This is a genomic window from Ponticoccus sp. (in: a-proteobacteria) (assembly GCF_048381735.1).
Map to the genome: position 1 here is coordinate 194,292 of NZ_JBLXGL010000002.1, position 12,600 is coordinate 206,891.

15 protein-coding genes are annotated in these 12,600 nt (G+C 68.1%); 5 read left to right on the forward strand and 10 right to left on the reverse strand.

What is annotated here, in order from left to right; genetic code table 11:
- Positions 1 to 24 precede the first annotated feature (24 nt).
- Positions 25 to 1,683 carry an NAD+ synthase gene (locus ACN5KJ_RS05240; protein WP_418592425.1) on the forward strand — a complete coding sequence of 553 codons (1,659 nt, stop codon included), beginning with the start codon at positions 25 to 27 and terminating at the stop codon, positions 1,681 to 1,683.
- 166 nt (positions 1,684 to 1,849) lie between these two features.
- Here ACN5KJ_RS05240 and ACN5KJ_RS05245 read toward each other — a convergent pair whose 3' ends face one another.
- Complete coding sequence (locus ACN5KJ_RS05245) at positions 1,850 to 2,287, reverse strand: metallopeptidase family protein (RefSeq protein ID WP_418592427.1); 438 nt, start codon at positions 2,285 to 2,287, stop codon at positions 1,850 to 1,852.
- A 131-nt stretch (positions 2,288 to 2,418) separates the two neighbouring features.
- Between ACN5KJ_RS05245 and wrbA the strand changes: the two genes are divergently transcribed.
- Positions 2,419 to 3,003 carry an NAD(P)H:quinone oxidoreductase gene (gene wrbA, locus ACN5KJ_RS05250; RefSeq protein ID WP_418592428.1) on the forward strand — a complete coding sequence of 195 codons (585 nt, stop codon included), beginning with the start codon at positions 2,419 to 2,421 and terminating at the stop codon, positions 3,001 to 3,003.
- A 185-nt stretch (positions 3,004 to 3,188) separates the two neighbouring features.
- On the opposite strand, the gene ACN5KJ_RS05255 is transcribed toward wrbA, so the two are convergent.
- From ACN5KJ_RS05255 to ACN5KJ_RS05265, 3 genes are read right to left on the reverse strand one after another with little or no spacing between them, the layout of a single operon-like run.
- A complete protein-coding gene (locus tag ACN5KJ_RS05255; protein ID WP_418592430.1) occupies positions 3,189 to 3,659 on the reverse strand; it encodes an N-acetyltransferase family protein in 471 nt (156 codons plus the stop codon).
- Positions 3,653 to 4,246: a hypothetical protein gene (locus tag ACN5KJ_RS05260; protein WP_418592431.1), complete on the reverse strand. Its 594-nt coding sequence runs from the start codon at positions 4,244 to 4,246 to the stop codon at positions 3,653 to 3,655. The genes ACN5KJ_RS05255 and ACN5KJ_RS05260 overlap by 7 nt, the downstream gene beginning before the upstream one ends.
- A gap of 12 nt (positions 4,247 to 4,258) precedes the next feature.
- Positions 4,259 to 4,957, reverse strand: coding sequence for an FkbM family methyltransferase (locus tag ACN5KJ_RS05265; RefSeq protein ID WP_347166224.1), 699 nt, complete (start codon positions 4,955 to 4,957; stop codon positions 4,259 to 4,261).
- Positions 4,958 to 5,165: 208 nt separating this feature from the next.
- Between ACN5KJ_RS05265 and ahcY the strand changes: the two genes are divergently transcribed.
- From ahcY to ACN5KJ_RS05280, 3 genes are all read left to right on the forward strand, one after another.
- Positions 5,166 to 6,554, forward strand: coding sequence for an adenosylhomocysteinase (gene ahcY / locus ACN5KJ_RS05270; RefSeq protein WP_418592433.1), 1,389 nt, complete (start codon positions 5,166 to 5,168; stop codon positions 6,552 to 6,554).
- A gap of 139 nt (positions 6,555 to 6,693) precedes the next feature.
- Positions 6,694 to 7,659: a ketopantoate reductase family protein gene (locus tag ACN5KJ_RS05275; protein ID WP_418592435.1), complete on the forward strand. Its 966-nt coding sequence runs from the start codon at positions 6,694 to 6,696 to the stop codon at positions 7,657 to 7,659.
- A 130-nt stretch (positions 7,660 to 7,789) separates the two neighbouring features.
- Positions 7,790 to 8,131, forward strand: a complete 342-nt coding sequence (locus ACN5KJ_RS05280) for a DUF2853 family protein (RefSeq protein WP_347166226.1) — start codon at positions 7,790 to 7,792, stop codon at positions 8,129 to 8,131.
- A 116-nt stretch (positions 8,132 to 8,247) separates the two neighbouring features.
- Here ACN5KJ_RS05280 and ACN5KJ_RS05285 read toward each other — a convergent pair whose 3' ends face one another.
- The 6 genes from ACN5KJ_RS05285 to tsaD form a co-directional block, all read right to left on the reverse strand.
- Positions 8,248 to 8,898, reverse strand: a complete 651-nt coding sequence (locus ACN5KJ_RS05285) for a glutathione S-transferase family protein (RefSeq protein WP_418592437.1) — start codon at positions 8,896 to 8,898, stop codon at positions 8,248 to 8,250.
- A gap of 310 nt (positions 8,899 to 9,208) precedes the next feature.
- A complete protein-coding gene (locus ACN5KJ_RS05290; RefSeq protein WP_418592930.1) occupies positions 9,209 to 9,604 on the reverse strand; it encodes a DUF1761 domain-containing protein in 396 nt (131 codons plus the stop codon).
- A gap of 244 nt (positions 9,605 to 9,848) precedes the next feature.
- Positions 9,849 to 10,268, reverse strand: a complete 420-nt coding sequence (locus tag ACN5KJ_RS05295) for an EVE domain-containing protein (RefSeq protein ID WP_418592438.1) — start codon at positions 10,266 to 10,268, stop codon at positions 9,849 to 9,851.
- Positions 10,265 to 10,537, reverse strand: coding sequence for a YciI family protein (locus tag ACN5KJ_RS05300; protein ID WP_418592439.1), 273 nt, complete (start codon positions 10,535 to 10,537; stop codon positions 10,265 to 10,267). Before ACN5KJ_RS05300 ends, ACN5KJ_RS05295 begins: the two co-directional genes overlap by 4 nt.
- A gap of 3 nt (positions 10,538 to 10,540) precedes the next feature.
- The gene (locus tag ACN5KJ_RS05305) at positions 10,541 to 11,488 is read right to left on the reverse strand and encodes an NAD(P)H-dependent glycerol-3-phosphate dehydrogenase (RefSeq protein WP_418592440.1); all 948 of its coding nucleotides are present in this window, start codon (positions 11,486 to 11,488) and stop codon (positions 10,541 to 10,543) included.
- Positions 11,485 to 12,564 (reverse strand): tRNA (adenosine(37)-N6)-threonylcarbamoyltransferase complex transferase subunit TsaD, encoded by a 1,080-nt coding sequence (gene tsaD / locus ACN5KJ_RS05310; RefSeq protein WP_418592441.1) that lies wholly within the window; start codon positions 12,562 to 12,564, stop codon positions 11,485 to 11,487. Before tsaD ends, ACN5KJ_RS05305 begins: the two co-directional genes overlap by 4 nt.
- Between the last annotated feature and the right edge of the window lie 36 nt (positions 12,565 to 12,600).

Consider the following 12,600-nt stretch of genomic DNA (forward strand, 5'->3'; position numbering starts at 1 on the left):
CGGCAAGCCGGAGACGACAAGGCGATGAGTGACAGGTTCCGCCTGACATTGGCACAGCTGAACCCCACCGTGGGCGACCTGAAGGGCAACGCGGGCCTCGCGCTGGACGCGTGGCGGCAGGGCAAGGAGGCGGGGGCCGACATGGTCGCCCTGCCCGAGATGTTCATCACCGGCTACAACGCGCAGGATCTGGTGATGAAGCCCGCCTTCTACACCGATGCCATCGCTCATATCGAGGCGCTGGCCAAGGACTGCGCCGACGGGCCGACGCTGGCCATCGGCGGCCCGTGGATCGAGGGCACGGAGCTTTTCAACGCCTACCACATCTGCACCGGCGGCAAGGTGGTCAGCCGCGTGCTGAAGCACCACCTGCCCAACGAGACCGTCTTCGACGAGGTGCGGATCTTCGACTCCGGTCCGCTGATGGGCCCCTATTCCGTCGGCAACACGCGCATCGGCTCGCCGGTCTGCGAGGATGCCTGGCACGAGGATGTGGCAGAGACGCTGGCCGAAACCGGCGCCGAGTTCCTGATCGTGCCCAACGGCTCGCCCTACTACCGCAACAAGTTCGAGACGCGGCTGAACCACATGGTGGCCCGCGTGGTCGAAACCGGGCTGCCGCTGGTCTACCTGAACATGGTCGGCGGACAGGACGATCAGGTCTTCGACGGCGGGTCCTTCGTGCTGAACCCCGGCGGCAGGCTGGCGGTACAGCTGCCGGTCTTCGACGCCTGCGTGGCGCATGTGGATTTCGAACGCGGCCCCGAGGGCTGGCGCGCGCTGGAAGGCCCGTTCCAGAAGCACCCGGACGCCTGGGAACAGGATTACCGCGTCATGGTCGAGGCGCTGCGCGACTACTGCCGCAAGACCGGTTTCGGCAAGGTGCTGCTGGGGCTGTCGGGCGGCGTGGACTCGGCGCTGGTGGCGGCCATCGCCGTCGACGCGCTGGGATCAGAAAACGTGCGCTGCGTGATGCTGCCGTCGGAATACACCTCGCAGCACTCGCTGGAGGATGCCGAGGCCTGCGCCAGGGCGCTTGGCTGCCACTACGACTACGTCCCCATCGCCGAGGGCCGCGCCGCCATCACCGCCACGCTGGAACCGCTGTTCAAGGGCCTGAAACCGGACCTGACAGAGGAAAACATCCAGTCCCGCCTGCGCGGGCTGCTGCTGATGGCGCTGTCCAACAAGTTCGGAGAGATGCTGCTGACCACCGGCAACAAGTCCGAGGTCGCGGTGGGCTATGCCACGATCTACGGCGACATGGCGGGCGGCTACAATCCGATCAAGGATCTCTACAAGACCCGCGTCTTCGAAACCTGCCGCTGGCGCAATGCCAACCACCGGGCGTGGATGATGGGACCGGAGGGCGAGGTCATCCCCGATCGCATCATCACCAAGCCCCCCAGCGCCGAGCTGCGCGAGGACCAGAAGGACAGCGACTCTCTGCCCGACTACCCGGTGCTGGACGGCATCCTCGAAATCCTCGTGGACCGCGACGGCTCCATCGAGGACTGCGTGGCGGCGGGCTATGCGCGCGAGGACGCCAAAAAGGTCGAGCACCTCGTTTACATCAGCGAATACAAGCGCTTCCAGTCGGCGCCCGGCGCACGGCTGACCAGGGGCGCCTTCTGGCTCGACCGGCGCTATCCCATCGTCAACCGCTGGCGCGATCCGGGCTGAAGGCTTGCGCCCGCGCCGTCAGGGCAAGGGGCCGGGGCTGGCCGACCGCCGCCAAGCACAGGGGCAAGGGCATAGGGATGGCCTGCGCGGGAACGGCTAAACCGGCCCGCGGACAAGGCCATTCACCCCGGTCAAAGCCTGTTTCACGCGGTCCCGGCGTCAGCCGCTACTCCCACCAGCGGTCGATTGTTGCGATATCGTCATCCGACCAGCCGAAATGATGGGCGAACTCGTGCACCGTCACATGGGCGATCAGGTCGGGCAGCGTGACGTCGCCCCGGTCCTCCCACTCCGCAAGAATCGGCTCGCGGAACAGCCAGACCGTGTCGGGCCATGGCGCGGGATCGGCAAAGCTTTTCTCCGTCATCGGGATGCCGTCGTAGAGGCCGGTCAGGTCATAGCGATCGGTGATCCCCATCTCGCGCAGCATGTCCTCGGGCGGCCAGTCCTCGACCCGCAACAGCACCGAGGCGGCCATCCTGCGGAAGGCCTCGGGGAAGCCTTGCACCGTCGCCTCGGCGATGCGGTGGAAGGCCTCGGCGGATTGGTCGGCATCGGGGTCGGGGGTGTCGGGGCGCGCGCTCATGCCCCCGATATGGCCCATGGCAGGCCCCGCGAAAAGAGCCCTGCGCCGCCGCACAGACCCCCTGCGGAGGTTCGGACTGGAGGAACGCGACGGCGGCGCAAATGTTTACCCTATCGAACGCAACCACGGCCACCCAAGGGAAAGAGACCATGACCAAGATCGCCATCATCTTCTATTCCACCTACGGCACCAACCACGCCATCGCGCTGGAAGCCGCCAAGGCCGCCGAGGCCGCGGGCGCCGAGGTCCGCCTGCGCCGCGTCAGGGAAACCGCCCCCGCCGAGGTCGTCGCCGGGCAGGATGCCTGGAAAGCGCAGGCCGACAAGATGTCCGATATCCCCGAGGTCAGCACCGATGACATGACATGGGCTGACGGCTACTTCTTCAGCGCGCCGACGCGCTACGGCGTGGTCGCCAGCCAGCTGCGCGCCTTCATCGACACGCTCGGCCCGCTGTGGATGGAGGGCAAGCTGGCCAACAAGACCGCCACCGCCACCACCAGCGCGCAGAATCTGCACGGCGGGCAGGAATCCACGCTGCTGAGCCTTTACACCACCTTCATGCACTGGGGCGCGATCCTGGTGGCGCCGGGCTACACCGACCAGTCGATCTTTGACGCGGGCGGCAACCCCTACGGCTATTCGGCGCAGGCCGGTCAGTTCGACGACAAGGGCAAGGCCGCGGTCGCGCATCAGGCCAGGCGCCTGGTCGAGATGACCGCCAAGCTGGTCTGAGCCACGCGGCAACCGGGTGCCAAGCCCCCGGGGGCCCGCCCGCGCGACACAAGTGAAGCGCGTCACGAGCCGTCACACCGGCGGCCCGACAGCGACGCAGCGGAAAGCGTCTGACGATGCGGTCCGCTCTCGGCACATCACCGCCGTGACGGGAAGCCTTTGGCGATCCGGTTCTCCGCCGCCCGCTACAGCGGCAGGCGTTTCACGATCCGGTCCACCGGCGTCCCGTCCTTGCGGATGTGGTCGCCGGCGATCACCTGCCAGTCGGCAAAGCCCATGGCCGCGTAATAGGCCAGCCCGCCGGTGTTATCGGCGGTGATCTTCGCAAGGATCGCCTGCCCGCCCCGGCTTCGGCAGTCCGCCAGCGTCTGTACAAAGAGCGCGCGGCCCGCGCCCTTCACCGGGGCCTGCCGGTCGGTGAAGCTGCCGATGGAATACAGCCCCTCGCCCAGATCGAAACAGACCTGAAAGCCGACCACGCGCCCGCCGCAAAGGGCGACGTTCGCGACGGCTGGCTCCTCCAGCAGATGCGCGGCAAAGGCCGGTTCCGTGAAGGGGTCTTCGTAGGCGGTCGACCCACCCAGCGCGATGGTGTGGTTCAGGATGTCGGTGCAGGCCGGAACGTCGCCCCGGCCCATGGCGCGCACGCTCAGCATTGCGCCAGAAGCGCCGCGTGGCGCGCGGTGAAATCGGCCCGGGTCTCGACCGGCGGGCGCAGGACGATCTGCAGGTCGGCGATCATGCCCTCGTCCGGCGCCCCGAAGAACTTGTTTGCCTCGGTCCGGGTAAAGCCCGCGATCTGCGTGGCCTCCATCCAGGCAGAGATATTGTCGGCCTTCTTGATCTGCCGTTTCAGCCGCGCGGGCGTCACCGCAGGCAGGCCAAAGCGGATGTGGATCACCGCCGACAGCCGCTTGTCCAGCACGCCGTAGTCCGGCCCGACCGCCGCCTTGACCGGAGAGATCATGTCCCCGATCACGTATTCGGGCGCGTCGTGCAGCAGCGCGGTCAGCCGCTGCGCCGGGGTCGCGTTGGGCACCAGCCGCCCGAACAGCGTCTCGACCAGCAGCGAGTGCTCGGCCACGGAAAACGCGAAATCGCCTTTCGTCTGGCCGTTCCAGCGTGCCACGAAGGCAAGGCCGTGGGCGATGTCCTCGATCTCGACATCGACGGGGGTCGGGTCCAGCAGGTCAAGCCTGCGGCCGGACAGCATGCGCTGCCATGCGCGGGGGGGACGGGCCATCGTGTCCTCCTGTCAGGATGTGGGTAGATAGAAGGCGTTGCGCTCCATGCCGCCGGCGAAGGTATAGCCCGCGCCCGGCGCGTGTTCGGCAAGGAACTCGGCATACATCTTGCGCTGCCAGGGGCGCTCTGCCTCCAGCACGATCAGCGGGCGGTTCTCCGACAGGATGCGCGAGGCGCCCAGCAGGGCGGGCTTTTCGTGGCCTTCGACGTCAAGGTGCAGGACAGAGACGATGCGCCCCGGCGCCACCAGACTGTCCAGCGTCACCACCTCGACGGGCGTGGTCTCTCCGGCATCGGGATCCGCGACGATCTTTGCGCGGGCGGCGGAGGGGCTGCCGCCCTCCCGGGACAGTTGCAGGTTCAGCCGGTCGGGGCCTTCGCCCACGGCGACCGGGTGCAGGTCGACATTGGTCAGGCCGTTCAGGGCAATGGTCCGCTCGGCGGCGGCCCGAGACAGCGGGTTCGGCTCGAAGCTGACGACCCGGCAGCCCGGCGCCAGCGCCCGCGACAGGGCCGGGAAGAAATCGCCGATGAAGGCGCCGCCGGTCACGATGTCGCCGCCCCGGGCATGGCGGGCCATCAGCCGCAGGGTGGCGGGTTCGTAGACCGCGCCCTGCGACAGGATCTTCGGGATCTCGCGCTTGGCATAGGCCTCTGGCACGCAATAAAAGCCGTGCTCGTTCACGCTGATCCGGTGCTCGAAGTCCATCGGTGTCTGCCCGCCCTGTTGCCCCCTCTGGATAGGCCATCGCCCTGCGGTGTCAATTGTCGCTCCGAAACGCCACGATTTGCCCGGAGAATATCCGCCGTTGCGCCAAAGCCGCACGTTGTGCCGGACCCGCCCGGATGATAAGCGCCCCCTCGTATGACCGGCGGGAGGGCCCGATCCGGTCGAGACGCCATTCGAGGAAAGACTCATGTCGCAGGATTACGTCGTCAAGGACATCGCGCTGGCCGGTTTCGGCCGCAAGGAACTGGACATCGCCGAGACCGAGATGCCGGGCCTGATGGCCTGCCGCGCCGAATTCGGTGAAAGCAAGCCGCTGGCGGGCGCCCGCATCGTCGGCTCGCTGCACATGACGATCCAGACCGCCGTGCTGATCGAGACTCTGGTGGCCCTTGGCGCCGACGTCCGCTGGGCCTCGTGCAACATCTTCTCGACGCAGGACCACGCGGCGGCGGCCATCGCCGAGGCCGGCATCCCGGTCTTCGCGGTCAAGGGCCAGTCGCTGGAAGAGCACTGGGATTACCTCGACAAGTCGTTCATGTTCGCCGAGGGCGCCAACATGATCCTCGACGACGGCGGCGACGCCACGCTTTACGTGCTGCTCGGCGCCCGCGCCGAGGCCGGTGAGGACATCATCCCGGTGCCGCAGTCCGAAGAGGAAGCGGTGATCAAGAAGCAGATCGCCAAGCGCATGAAGGAAAGCCCGGGCTGGTTCACCAAGACCCGCGACGCGATCCAGGGCGTGTCCGAGGAAACCACGACCGGCGTGCATCGCCTGTACGAGCTGCAAAAGCAGGGCCAGCTGCCCTTCCCGGCGATCAACGTGAACGACTCTGTCACCAAGTCGAAGTTCGACAACAAATACGGCTGCAAGGAATCGCTGGTCGACGGCATCCGCCGCGCCACCGACACCATGATGGCCGGCAAGGTCGCCGTGGTCTGCGGTTACGGCGACGTGGGCAAGGGCTCTGCCGCCTCGCTCGCCGGTGCCGGTGCCCGCGTGAAGGTGACCGAGGCCGACCCGATCTGCGCGCTGCAGGCGGCGATGGACGGCTTCGAGGTGGTGCTGCTGGAAGACGTGGTTGGCTCTGCCGACATCTTCATCACCACCACCGGCAACAAGGACGTGATCCGCATCGAGCACATGCGCGAGATGAAGGACATGGCCATCGTCGGCAACATTGGCCACTTCGACAACGAGATCCAGGTCGCGGCGCTGAAGAACCACAAGTGGACCAACATCAAGGACCAGGTGGACATGATCGAGATGCCCTCGGGCAGCCGCATCATCCTGCTCTCCGAAGGCCGTCTGCTGAACCTCGGCAACGCCACCGGCCACCCCTCCTTCGTGATGTCGGCCAGCTTCACCAACCAGGTGCTGGCGCAGATCGAGCTGTGGAAGAACGGCGACGACTACAAGCCGGGCGTCTACATCCTGCCCAAGCATCTGGACGAGAAGGTCGCGCGCCTGCACCTTGGCCGGATCGGCGTGAAGCTGACGACCCTCTCGGCCGAGCAGGCCGCCTATATCGGCGTCTCGCCCGAGGGCCCGTTCAAGCCGGAACACTACCGCTACTGACCGGCAAAGGCCGGTCACAGACCCATCTTACGGACAGGCCGGGCCGCTGCGCCCGGCCTTTTCGCATTCCGGCCCCGGGGATGACTTGCCCCCGCTGCCCCAGCCCCTAGTCTGCCCGCGCACAGCACAGGAGGCAGACATGCGGTTCATCGTCTACGGCGTGGGCGCCGTCGGGGGCGTCGTCGCGGCGGCGCTGGCACGGTCGGGGCAAGAGGTGCTGGGCATCGCCCGGGGCGCGCAGCTGAAGGCGATCCGCACCCACGGCCTGCGCCTGAAGACACCCGAGATCGACGAGACCCACAGCCTCGACTGTGTCGGCGCGCCCGCCGAGATCGCCTTCGGCCCGGACGACGCCATCCTGATGTGCATGAAGACCCAGCACGCCGAGGCCGCGCTGGATGCGCTGGTGGCGGAGGGCGTCCGCGATCAGCCGGTCTTCTGCCTGCAGAACGGCGTCGAGAACGAACGCCGCGCCCTGCGCCGGTTCGCCAATGTCCACGGCGTCACCGTCCTGCTGCCCTCGACCTTTCTTGAACCGGGCAAGGTGGTCTGCCACGCCCGGCCCCGCTTTGGCATCTTCGACGTGGGCCGCTATCCCGGCGGCACCGATGCGGCGGACGCGGCCTTTTGCGCCGCCATGAACCGCGCCAATTTCGCCGCCTATCCGCAGCCCGAGGTCATGCGGTCCAAGTACGGCAAGCTTCTGATGAACCTCGGCAATATCGTGATGGCCAGCCTTGGCCCGGGGGCCGGGGACGGCGGGTTGCACGAAAGGCTGAAGACCGAGGCGCAGGCCGTGCTCACTGCCGCCGGGATTGCCGTGACGGACGTCGGGCGCGACGACCCCCGCCGCGCCGGGATCCTCGACGTCACCGATGTTCCCGGCGAAGCGCCGCTGGGCGGCTCGACCGCGCAAAGCCTGCAACGCGGCACCGGCTCGGTGGAAACGGATTTCCTCAACGGCGAGATCGTCCTGCTTGGGCGGCTGCACGGTATCCCCACCCCCGCCAACGCCGCCATGCTGGATCTGGCCGCCCGCATGCTGCGCGAGGATCTGCGGCCCGGCGCCCTGACCGCCGCCGACCTGCGGGCCCTGATCGGCTGACAGCGGGGAAAGCGGCGCCAGCATTTTCCTTGCCACGAGGGTCGGAACCGCTAGGCTGCCCGCATCTGCCGCACTGGCAGCCACACAGCAAAAGGGGCGAAGCCCCGTCACGGACCGAGGGAGTCGGACAATGGGAAAACGGGACGAGTTGATCCAGAAATACGCCGAGGATCTGCGCGACAAGTGCGGAATGGAGCCGGACATGGATCTGCTGACGAAGGTCACGATCGGCTGCGGCCCGGCGATCTACAACGCGGATTCCTCGACCGTCGCCGCCAGCCAGCCCGGCGAGATCGAGACCGTGAAGGACAATTTCCTCGTCAAGAAGCTGGGCCTGTCCGACGGTCCCGAGCTGATGGAGGCGATCAACACGGTGATCGAGACCTACGGCCAGTCCGAGCGCAACAAGTACCGCGCCGTCGTCTACTACATGCTGACCAAGCATTTCGGCAAGGAAGCCGTCTACGGCTGACCAGTCCGGCAGCGGACGCAAAAGGCCCCCGCGCGGGGCCTTTTGCTTGTCCGGGGGCAGGTTTTGCCTTTGCGTCCGCCGCAGCCTTGCCGCCTGCCCTGCGCGGCCTGCGACCTTCAGGCCGAGGCTTGGGCCCGGGCCGCATCCGCAGCCGCGAAATGAGCCTTCTGCGCCTCCAATGCCGTCTTGAAGGCATCCCTTTCGGTCACGCGCCTCACGTAGGCCTCCGAGGCCGGGCGATGACCGAAGCCCCGCACCTTCTCGACGCGCAGGACGTCCGCCATCAACAGATCGGCAAGCGTGAAGCGGTCGGCGGCCAGCCACTGGCGCTGTTGCAGGACGTCTTCCAACTGGCCAAGGCGACTGCCAAGCCAGCCGGACAGGGGGTTTTCCCCGACGCCGCTCATTTCCAGAAACCACCATGGCACCGAAACCATTTCGATCGAGTTGAGGGCGGCAAAGATCCATTGCCCTGTGTCCGATGCTTCGACCGGATCGGTCGGCATCAGTGTCTCGCTCTTCTGGCCGATATGCAGCAGACAGGCGCCGCTCTCGAAGACTTCCACGTCCCCGTCCGACAGGAAGGGCACCTGACCGAAGGGCTGGCGATCCAGGTGATTTGTTTCGCGGTCCTCGAACGGCACGCTGCGCACCTCGTAGGGCAGACCGGCCTCTTCCGCGGCCCATCGCAACCGCAGGTCACGAACAAAGCCGCGCGGGCCTTCCGGCACCCAATCCAGCGTCCAGATGGTGAGTGGTGCGGACATCCAACAGCCTCCTGACAAACCTCGATTGGCGTCAGCCTAACACGCAATCAGGGGCCGGTCGCGGCTTGATGCGGCCAAAACCCTCGGGCCCGCAAAGGGCCAGCACGGCGGACCCCTCGAAGCCCGCCGCCGGTTTGAGCGAATTTGTAAGGACTTGGCGTTTGCCACCCGGGGCACGCCCGCGATACAACCGACCCAACGGCCAGAAGGCCCGAACCGATTTTCCGTTTCACGTGTGGTGTATAGGGAGCACGTGGGTGGACAGGGGGGTCCGGGTGCGGCCGGACCTCCCTGTTTTATTGCCGCGCCCCTAGAACAGGGTCAGCACGATCCCCATCAGCGTGCAGGCCAGCGTCGCATAGCCCGCATCGATCAGCGTCAGGCGGAAGGGCCGCATCGCATTGGCGTAGTTCAGCGCGATCCACGGCGCGATGAGGAACAGGCCGATCCCCAGCCCGGCCACCAGCCCCTTGGCGACCGTGTCGATCCCACCCAGCGCGAAGACGTGGCGCATCATTCCGGCTACCACCAGCTGCATGACGAAGGTCAGGACCATGACCTTCGGGTCCATGCCGCCCTGCGGCCTGCCCTCGGCGTCCCTGGGAATGCCCGCCGCCGCCATCCATGGCTCGGCCAACTTCATGTACCAGACGGCACCGGCCCCGAAGGCCACCACCGTCGCGAGTATGACGTTCAGAATGTCCAGCATCGACCTTCTCCCACGCACCGCCTGGCCCAGTAGACGCCGCGCCGGGCCTTCAGGCAAGGGCTCTCTGCACGGCTTTCCGGCGGATGGCGCAGCAGGGGGCGCCGGACCTCCTCTGGTGACGACCCGCCCCCGCGCGTTCCCCTGTAAGGCAGGGCAAGGCAGGTCCGCTATGCAAAGGCCACCGCCCACCCGGGCAGAGGCCTGCCCGATGTCCCGGCTTGGCGCCCCGACCCGACGGGCCCTAGGGGTCCAGCCCCGCCAGTTCGCAGACCACGCGCCATTCCTCGGCGGTGACCGGCTGCACCGAAAGGCGCGAGTTCTTCACCAGCACCATATCCGCCAGCCGGGGGTCGTCCTTGATCTCGTCCAGCGTGACCGGGCGTTTCGCCGCCTGCACCGCCTTGATGTCCACACATTCCCAGCGCGGATCGTCGGTCTTGCTGTCGGGGTGGGCCTCGGCGATGACCTCGACCGTTCCGACCACGGCCCGCTCTTTCTGCGAGTGGTAGAAGAAGCCGCGCTCGCCCACCTTCATCTCGCGCATGAAATTGCGCGCCTGGTAGTTGCGGACGCCGTCCCACTCTTCGCCCGCGTCGCCCCTGGCGACCTGATCCTGCCAGGACCAGGTCGAGGGTTCCGACTTGAAGAGCCAGAAGCTCATCCGATCACCCTCTTCCATTCGGTCAGGGTGACGCTTTCGAACAGGCCCGCCTGCGCGTAGGGATCGTTATCGGCCCAGTTGCGGGCCGCGTCCATGTCCGCGACATCGAGGATCACGAGGCTGCCGCACATTTCCCCCGCCGCGTCCAGCAGCGGCCCGGCCTGCGTCACCACGCCGGTGGCTTCGATGTAGTCCAGATGGGCCTGCCGGTTGTCCTTGCGGGTCTGCAGGGCACCGTCCTTGTCATGGGCGAACAGGGCGACGAGCATGTCTCATTCCTCCTTCAGCGGTCGTGTCAGCAATTGGTCCATGGCCTCGGGCACCGTCAAGCCGCCCTGCGTCAGCTGCGCGACGGCGCCGCAGATGGGCAGCGCAATTCCGTCGCGGCGGCCAAGGCTGTCGGCGGCCTGCGCGGTGGCGGCGCCTTCGACGGTGGTGGCGGGGTCGAAATCCTGACCCCGGCCCAGTGCAAGGCCGAAACGGTAGTTCCGCGACAGGTCCGAGGTGCAGGTCAGCGTCAGGTCGCCAAGCCCGGACAGGCCCGCGAGGGTCTCGGGCTTCGCCCCCAGACGCGCGGCCAGCCGGGTCATCTCGGCGAAGCCGCGGGTCATCAGGGCGGCGCGGGCGCTGTCGCCAAGGCCCGCCCCGATGCAGGCGCCACAGGCGATGGCGATGACGTTCTTCAGCGCGCCGCCCAGTTCCGCCCCGATCACGTCGCGCGAGCGGTAGAGCCGCAGCGCAGGCGTCGACAGCGCCGCCTGCAACGCCTTGCCCCGGTCCTCGTCGGCGCAGGCCAGCGTCAGGGCCGTGGGCAGGCCGCGCGCGATGTCGGCGGCAAAGCTCGGGCCGGTCAGGATGGCGGGCACCGCCTCGGGCGCGCGCTCTGCCAGGATCGCGGCGGGGCCGGTCAGGCGGTGCAGGTCGATGCCCTTGCAGCAGGCCACCAGCGCCTTGCCGTCCAGCGCGCCGGGCAGGGCCTCCAGCACCCCCGCAAGGCTTTGCATCGGCAGCGCGAACAGCAGCGCGTCAGCCGCCAGCGCCTGTGCCACGTCACCGGTCAGGGTCACCGGGTCGGGCAGGGTCACGCCCTCCAGCTTGGGACAGCGGCGCCCCTGCCAGGCGTCCGCGTTACGCGCCCACAGCGTCACCGGCCCGTTGGCCGCAAGCGAGACCGCAAGGGCCGTGCCGAAGGCGCCCCCGCCGAGGATCGCGATCTTCATGCCTTTGCCCCCTTCTTGCCCGATCCCACCAGCGGCGCCGCGGTCCGGTCCAGCGGCCAGCGCGGGCGCGCGGCAAGGTCCATGTCGTGGGTCACGCCCGCCGCGAACAGTTCGCCGCCCGCATAGGCGATCATCGCCGCGTTGTCGGTGCACAGCGCCAGCGGCGGCGCGGTAAAGCGCAGGCCGGTCTCGGCGCAGAGGGCTTCAAGGGCACCGCGCAGGGCACGGTTGGCGGCGACGCCGCCGGCGACGGCAAGGGCGGGGGATGCGGGGGATTCGTCCATGTAAAGAGAGATGGCGCGCCGCGCCTTTTCGGCCAGCACGTCGCGCACCGCCGCCTGAAACCCGGCGCACAGGTCGGCGCGGTCCTGCCGCGTCAGCCCGCCCTGCGCCGCCACGATCTGGTCGCGCTGGCGCAGAAGCGCGGTCTTCAGCCCGGAAAAGGACAGGTCGCAGCCGGGCCGGTCCAGCAGCGGGCGCGGAAAGCGAAAGCGCCTCTCGTCGCCCTTCAGCGCCTCGGCCTCGACCGAGGGGCCGCCGGGCTGCGGCAGGCCCAAGAGGCGCGCGGTCTTGTCGAAGGCCTCGCCCGGCGCGTCGTCGATGGTGCCGCCGAGGCGGCTGAAATCCTGCGGGCCGCGCACGGTCAGGAACTGGCAATGCCCGCCCGAGACCAGCAGCATCAGGTAGGGAAAGGCCAGCCCGTCGGTCAGGCGCGGCGTCAGCGCGTGGCCCGCAAGGTGGTTCACCCCCACCAGCGGCTTGCCCAGCCCCGCCGCCAGCCCCTTGGCCAGCATCACGCCCGACAGCACGCCGCCGATCAGCCCCGGCCCCGCCGTCACCGCGATGGCATCCACCGCGCGCAGCGTCACGCCCGCCTCGGCCAGCGCCTCTTCGACACAGAGATCCAGCCGTTCCGCATGGGCGCGGGCGGCGATTTCTGGGACGACGCCGCCATAGGCCGCGTGCAGGGCGCCCTGCCCCTTCACGACCGAAGCCAGCACGTCGCGCCCGCGCGTGAGCGCGGCGGCGCTGTCATCGCAGCTGCTTTCCAGTCCGAGGATGAGGGGATCGGTCATGCGGCCTTCCATTGCCTTGCCTGCCGTCAGCGAGTA

Coding starts and splice junctions, on each gene's coding strand:
- ACN5KJ_RS05240 (WP_418592425.1), top strand. CDS start 25: ATGAGTGACAGGTTCCGCCTGACATTGGCACAGCTGAACCCCACCGTG.
- ACN5KJ_RS05245 (WP_418592427.1), bottom strand. CDS start 2,287: ATGGGCCATATCGGGGGCATGAGCGCGCGCCCCGACACCCCCGACCCC.
- wrbA (WP_418592428.1), top strand. CDS start 2,419: ATGACCAAGATCGCCATCATCTTCTATTCCACCTACGGCACCAACCAC.
- ACN5KJ_RS05255 (WP_418592430.1), bottom strand. CDS start 3,659: ATGCTGAGCGTGCGCGCCATGGGCCGGGGCGACGTTCCGGCCTGCACC.
- ACN5KJ_RS05260 (WP_418592431.1), bottom strand. CDS start 4,246: ATGGCCCGTCCCCCCCGCGCATGGCAGCGCATGCTGTCCGGCCGCAGG.
- ACN5KJ_RS05265 (WP_347166224.1), bottom strand. CDS start 4,957: ATGGACTTCGAGCACCGGATCAGCGTGAACGAGCACGGCTTTTATTGC.
- ahcY (WP_418592433.1), top strand. CDS start 5,166: ATGTCGCAGGATTACGTCGTCAAGGACATCGCGCTGGCCGGTTTCGGC.
- ACN5KJ_RS05275 (WP_418592435.1), top strand. CDS start 6,694: ATGCGGTTCATCGTCTACGGCGTGGGCGCCGTCGGGGGCGTCGTCGCG.
- ACN5KJ_RS05280 (WP_347166226.1), top strand. CDS start 7,790: ATGGGAAAACGGGACGAGTTGATCCAGAAATACGCCGAGGATCTGCGC.
- ACN5KJ_RS05285 (WP_418592437.1), bottom strand. CDS start 8,898: ATGTCCGCACCACTCACCATCTGGACGCTGGATTGGGTGCCGGAAGGC.
- ACN5KJ_RS05295 (WP_418592438.1), bottom strand. CDS start 10,268: ATGAGCTTCTGGCTCTTCAAGTCGGAACCCTCGACCTGGTCCTGGCAG.
- ACN5KJ_RS05300 (WP_418592439.1), bottom strand. CDS start 10,537: ATGCTCGTCGCCCTGTTCGCCCATGACAAGGACGGTGCCCTGCAGACC.
- ACN5KJ_RS05305 (WP_418592440.1), bottom strand. CDS start 11,488: ATGAAGATCGCGATCCTCGGCGGGGGCGCCTTCGGCACGGCCCTTGCG.
- tsaD (WP_418592441.1), bottom strand. CDS start 12,564: ATGACCGATCCCCTCATCCTCGGACTGGAAAGCAGCTGCGATGACAGC.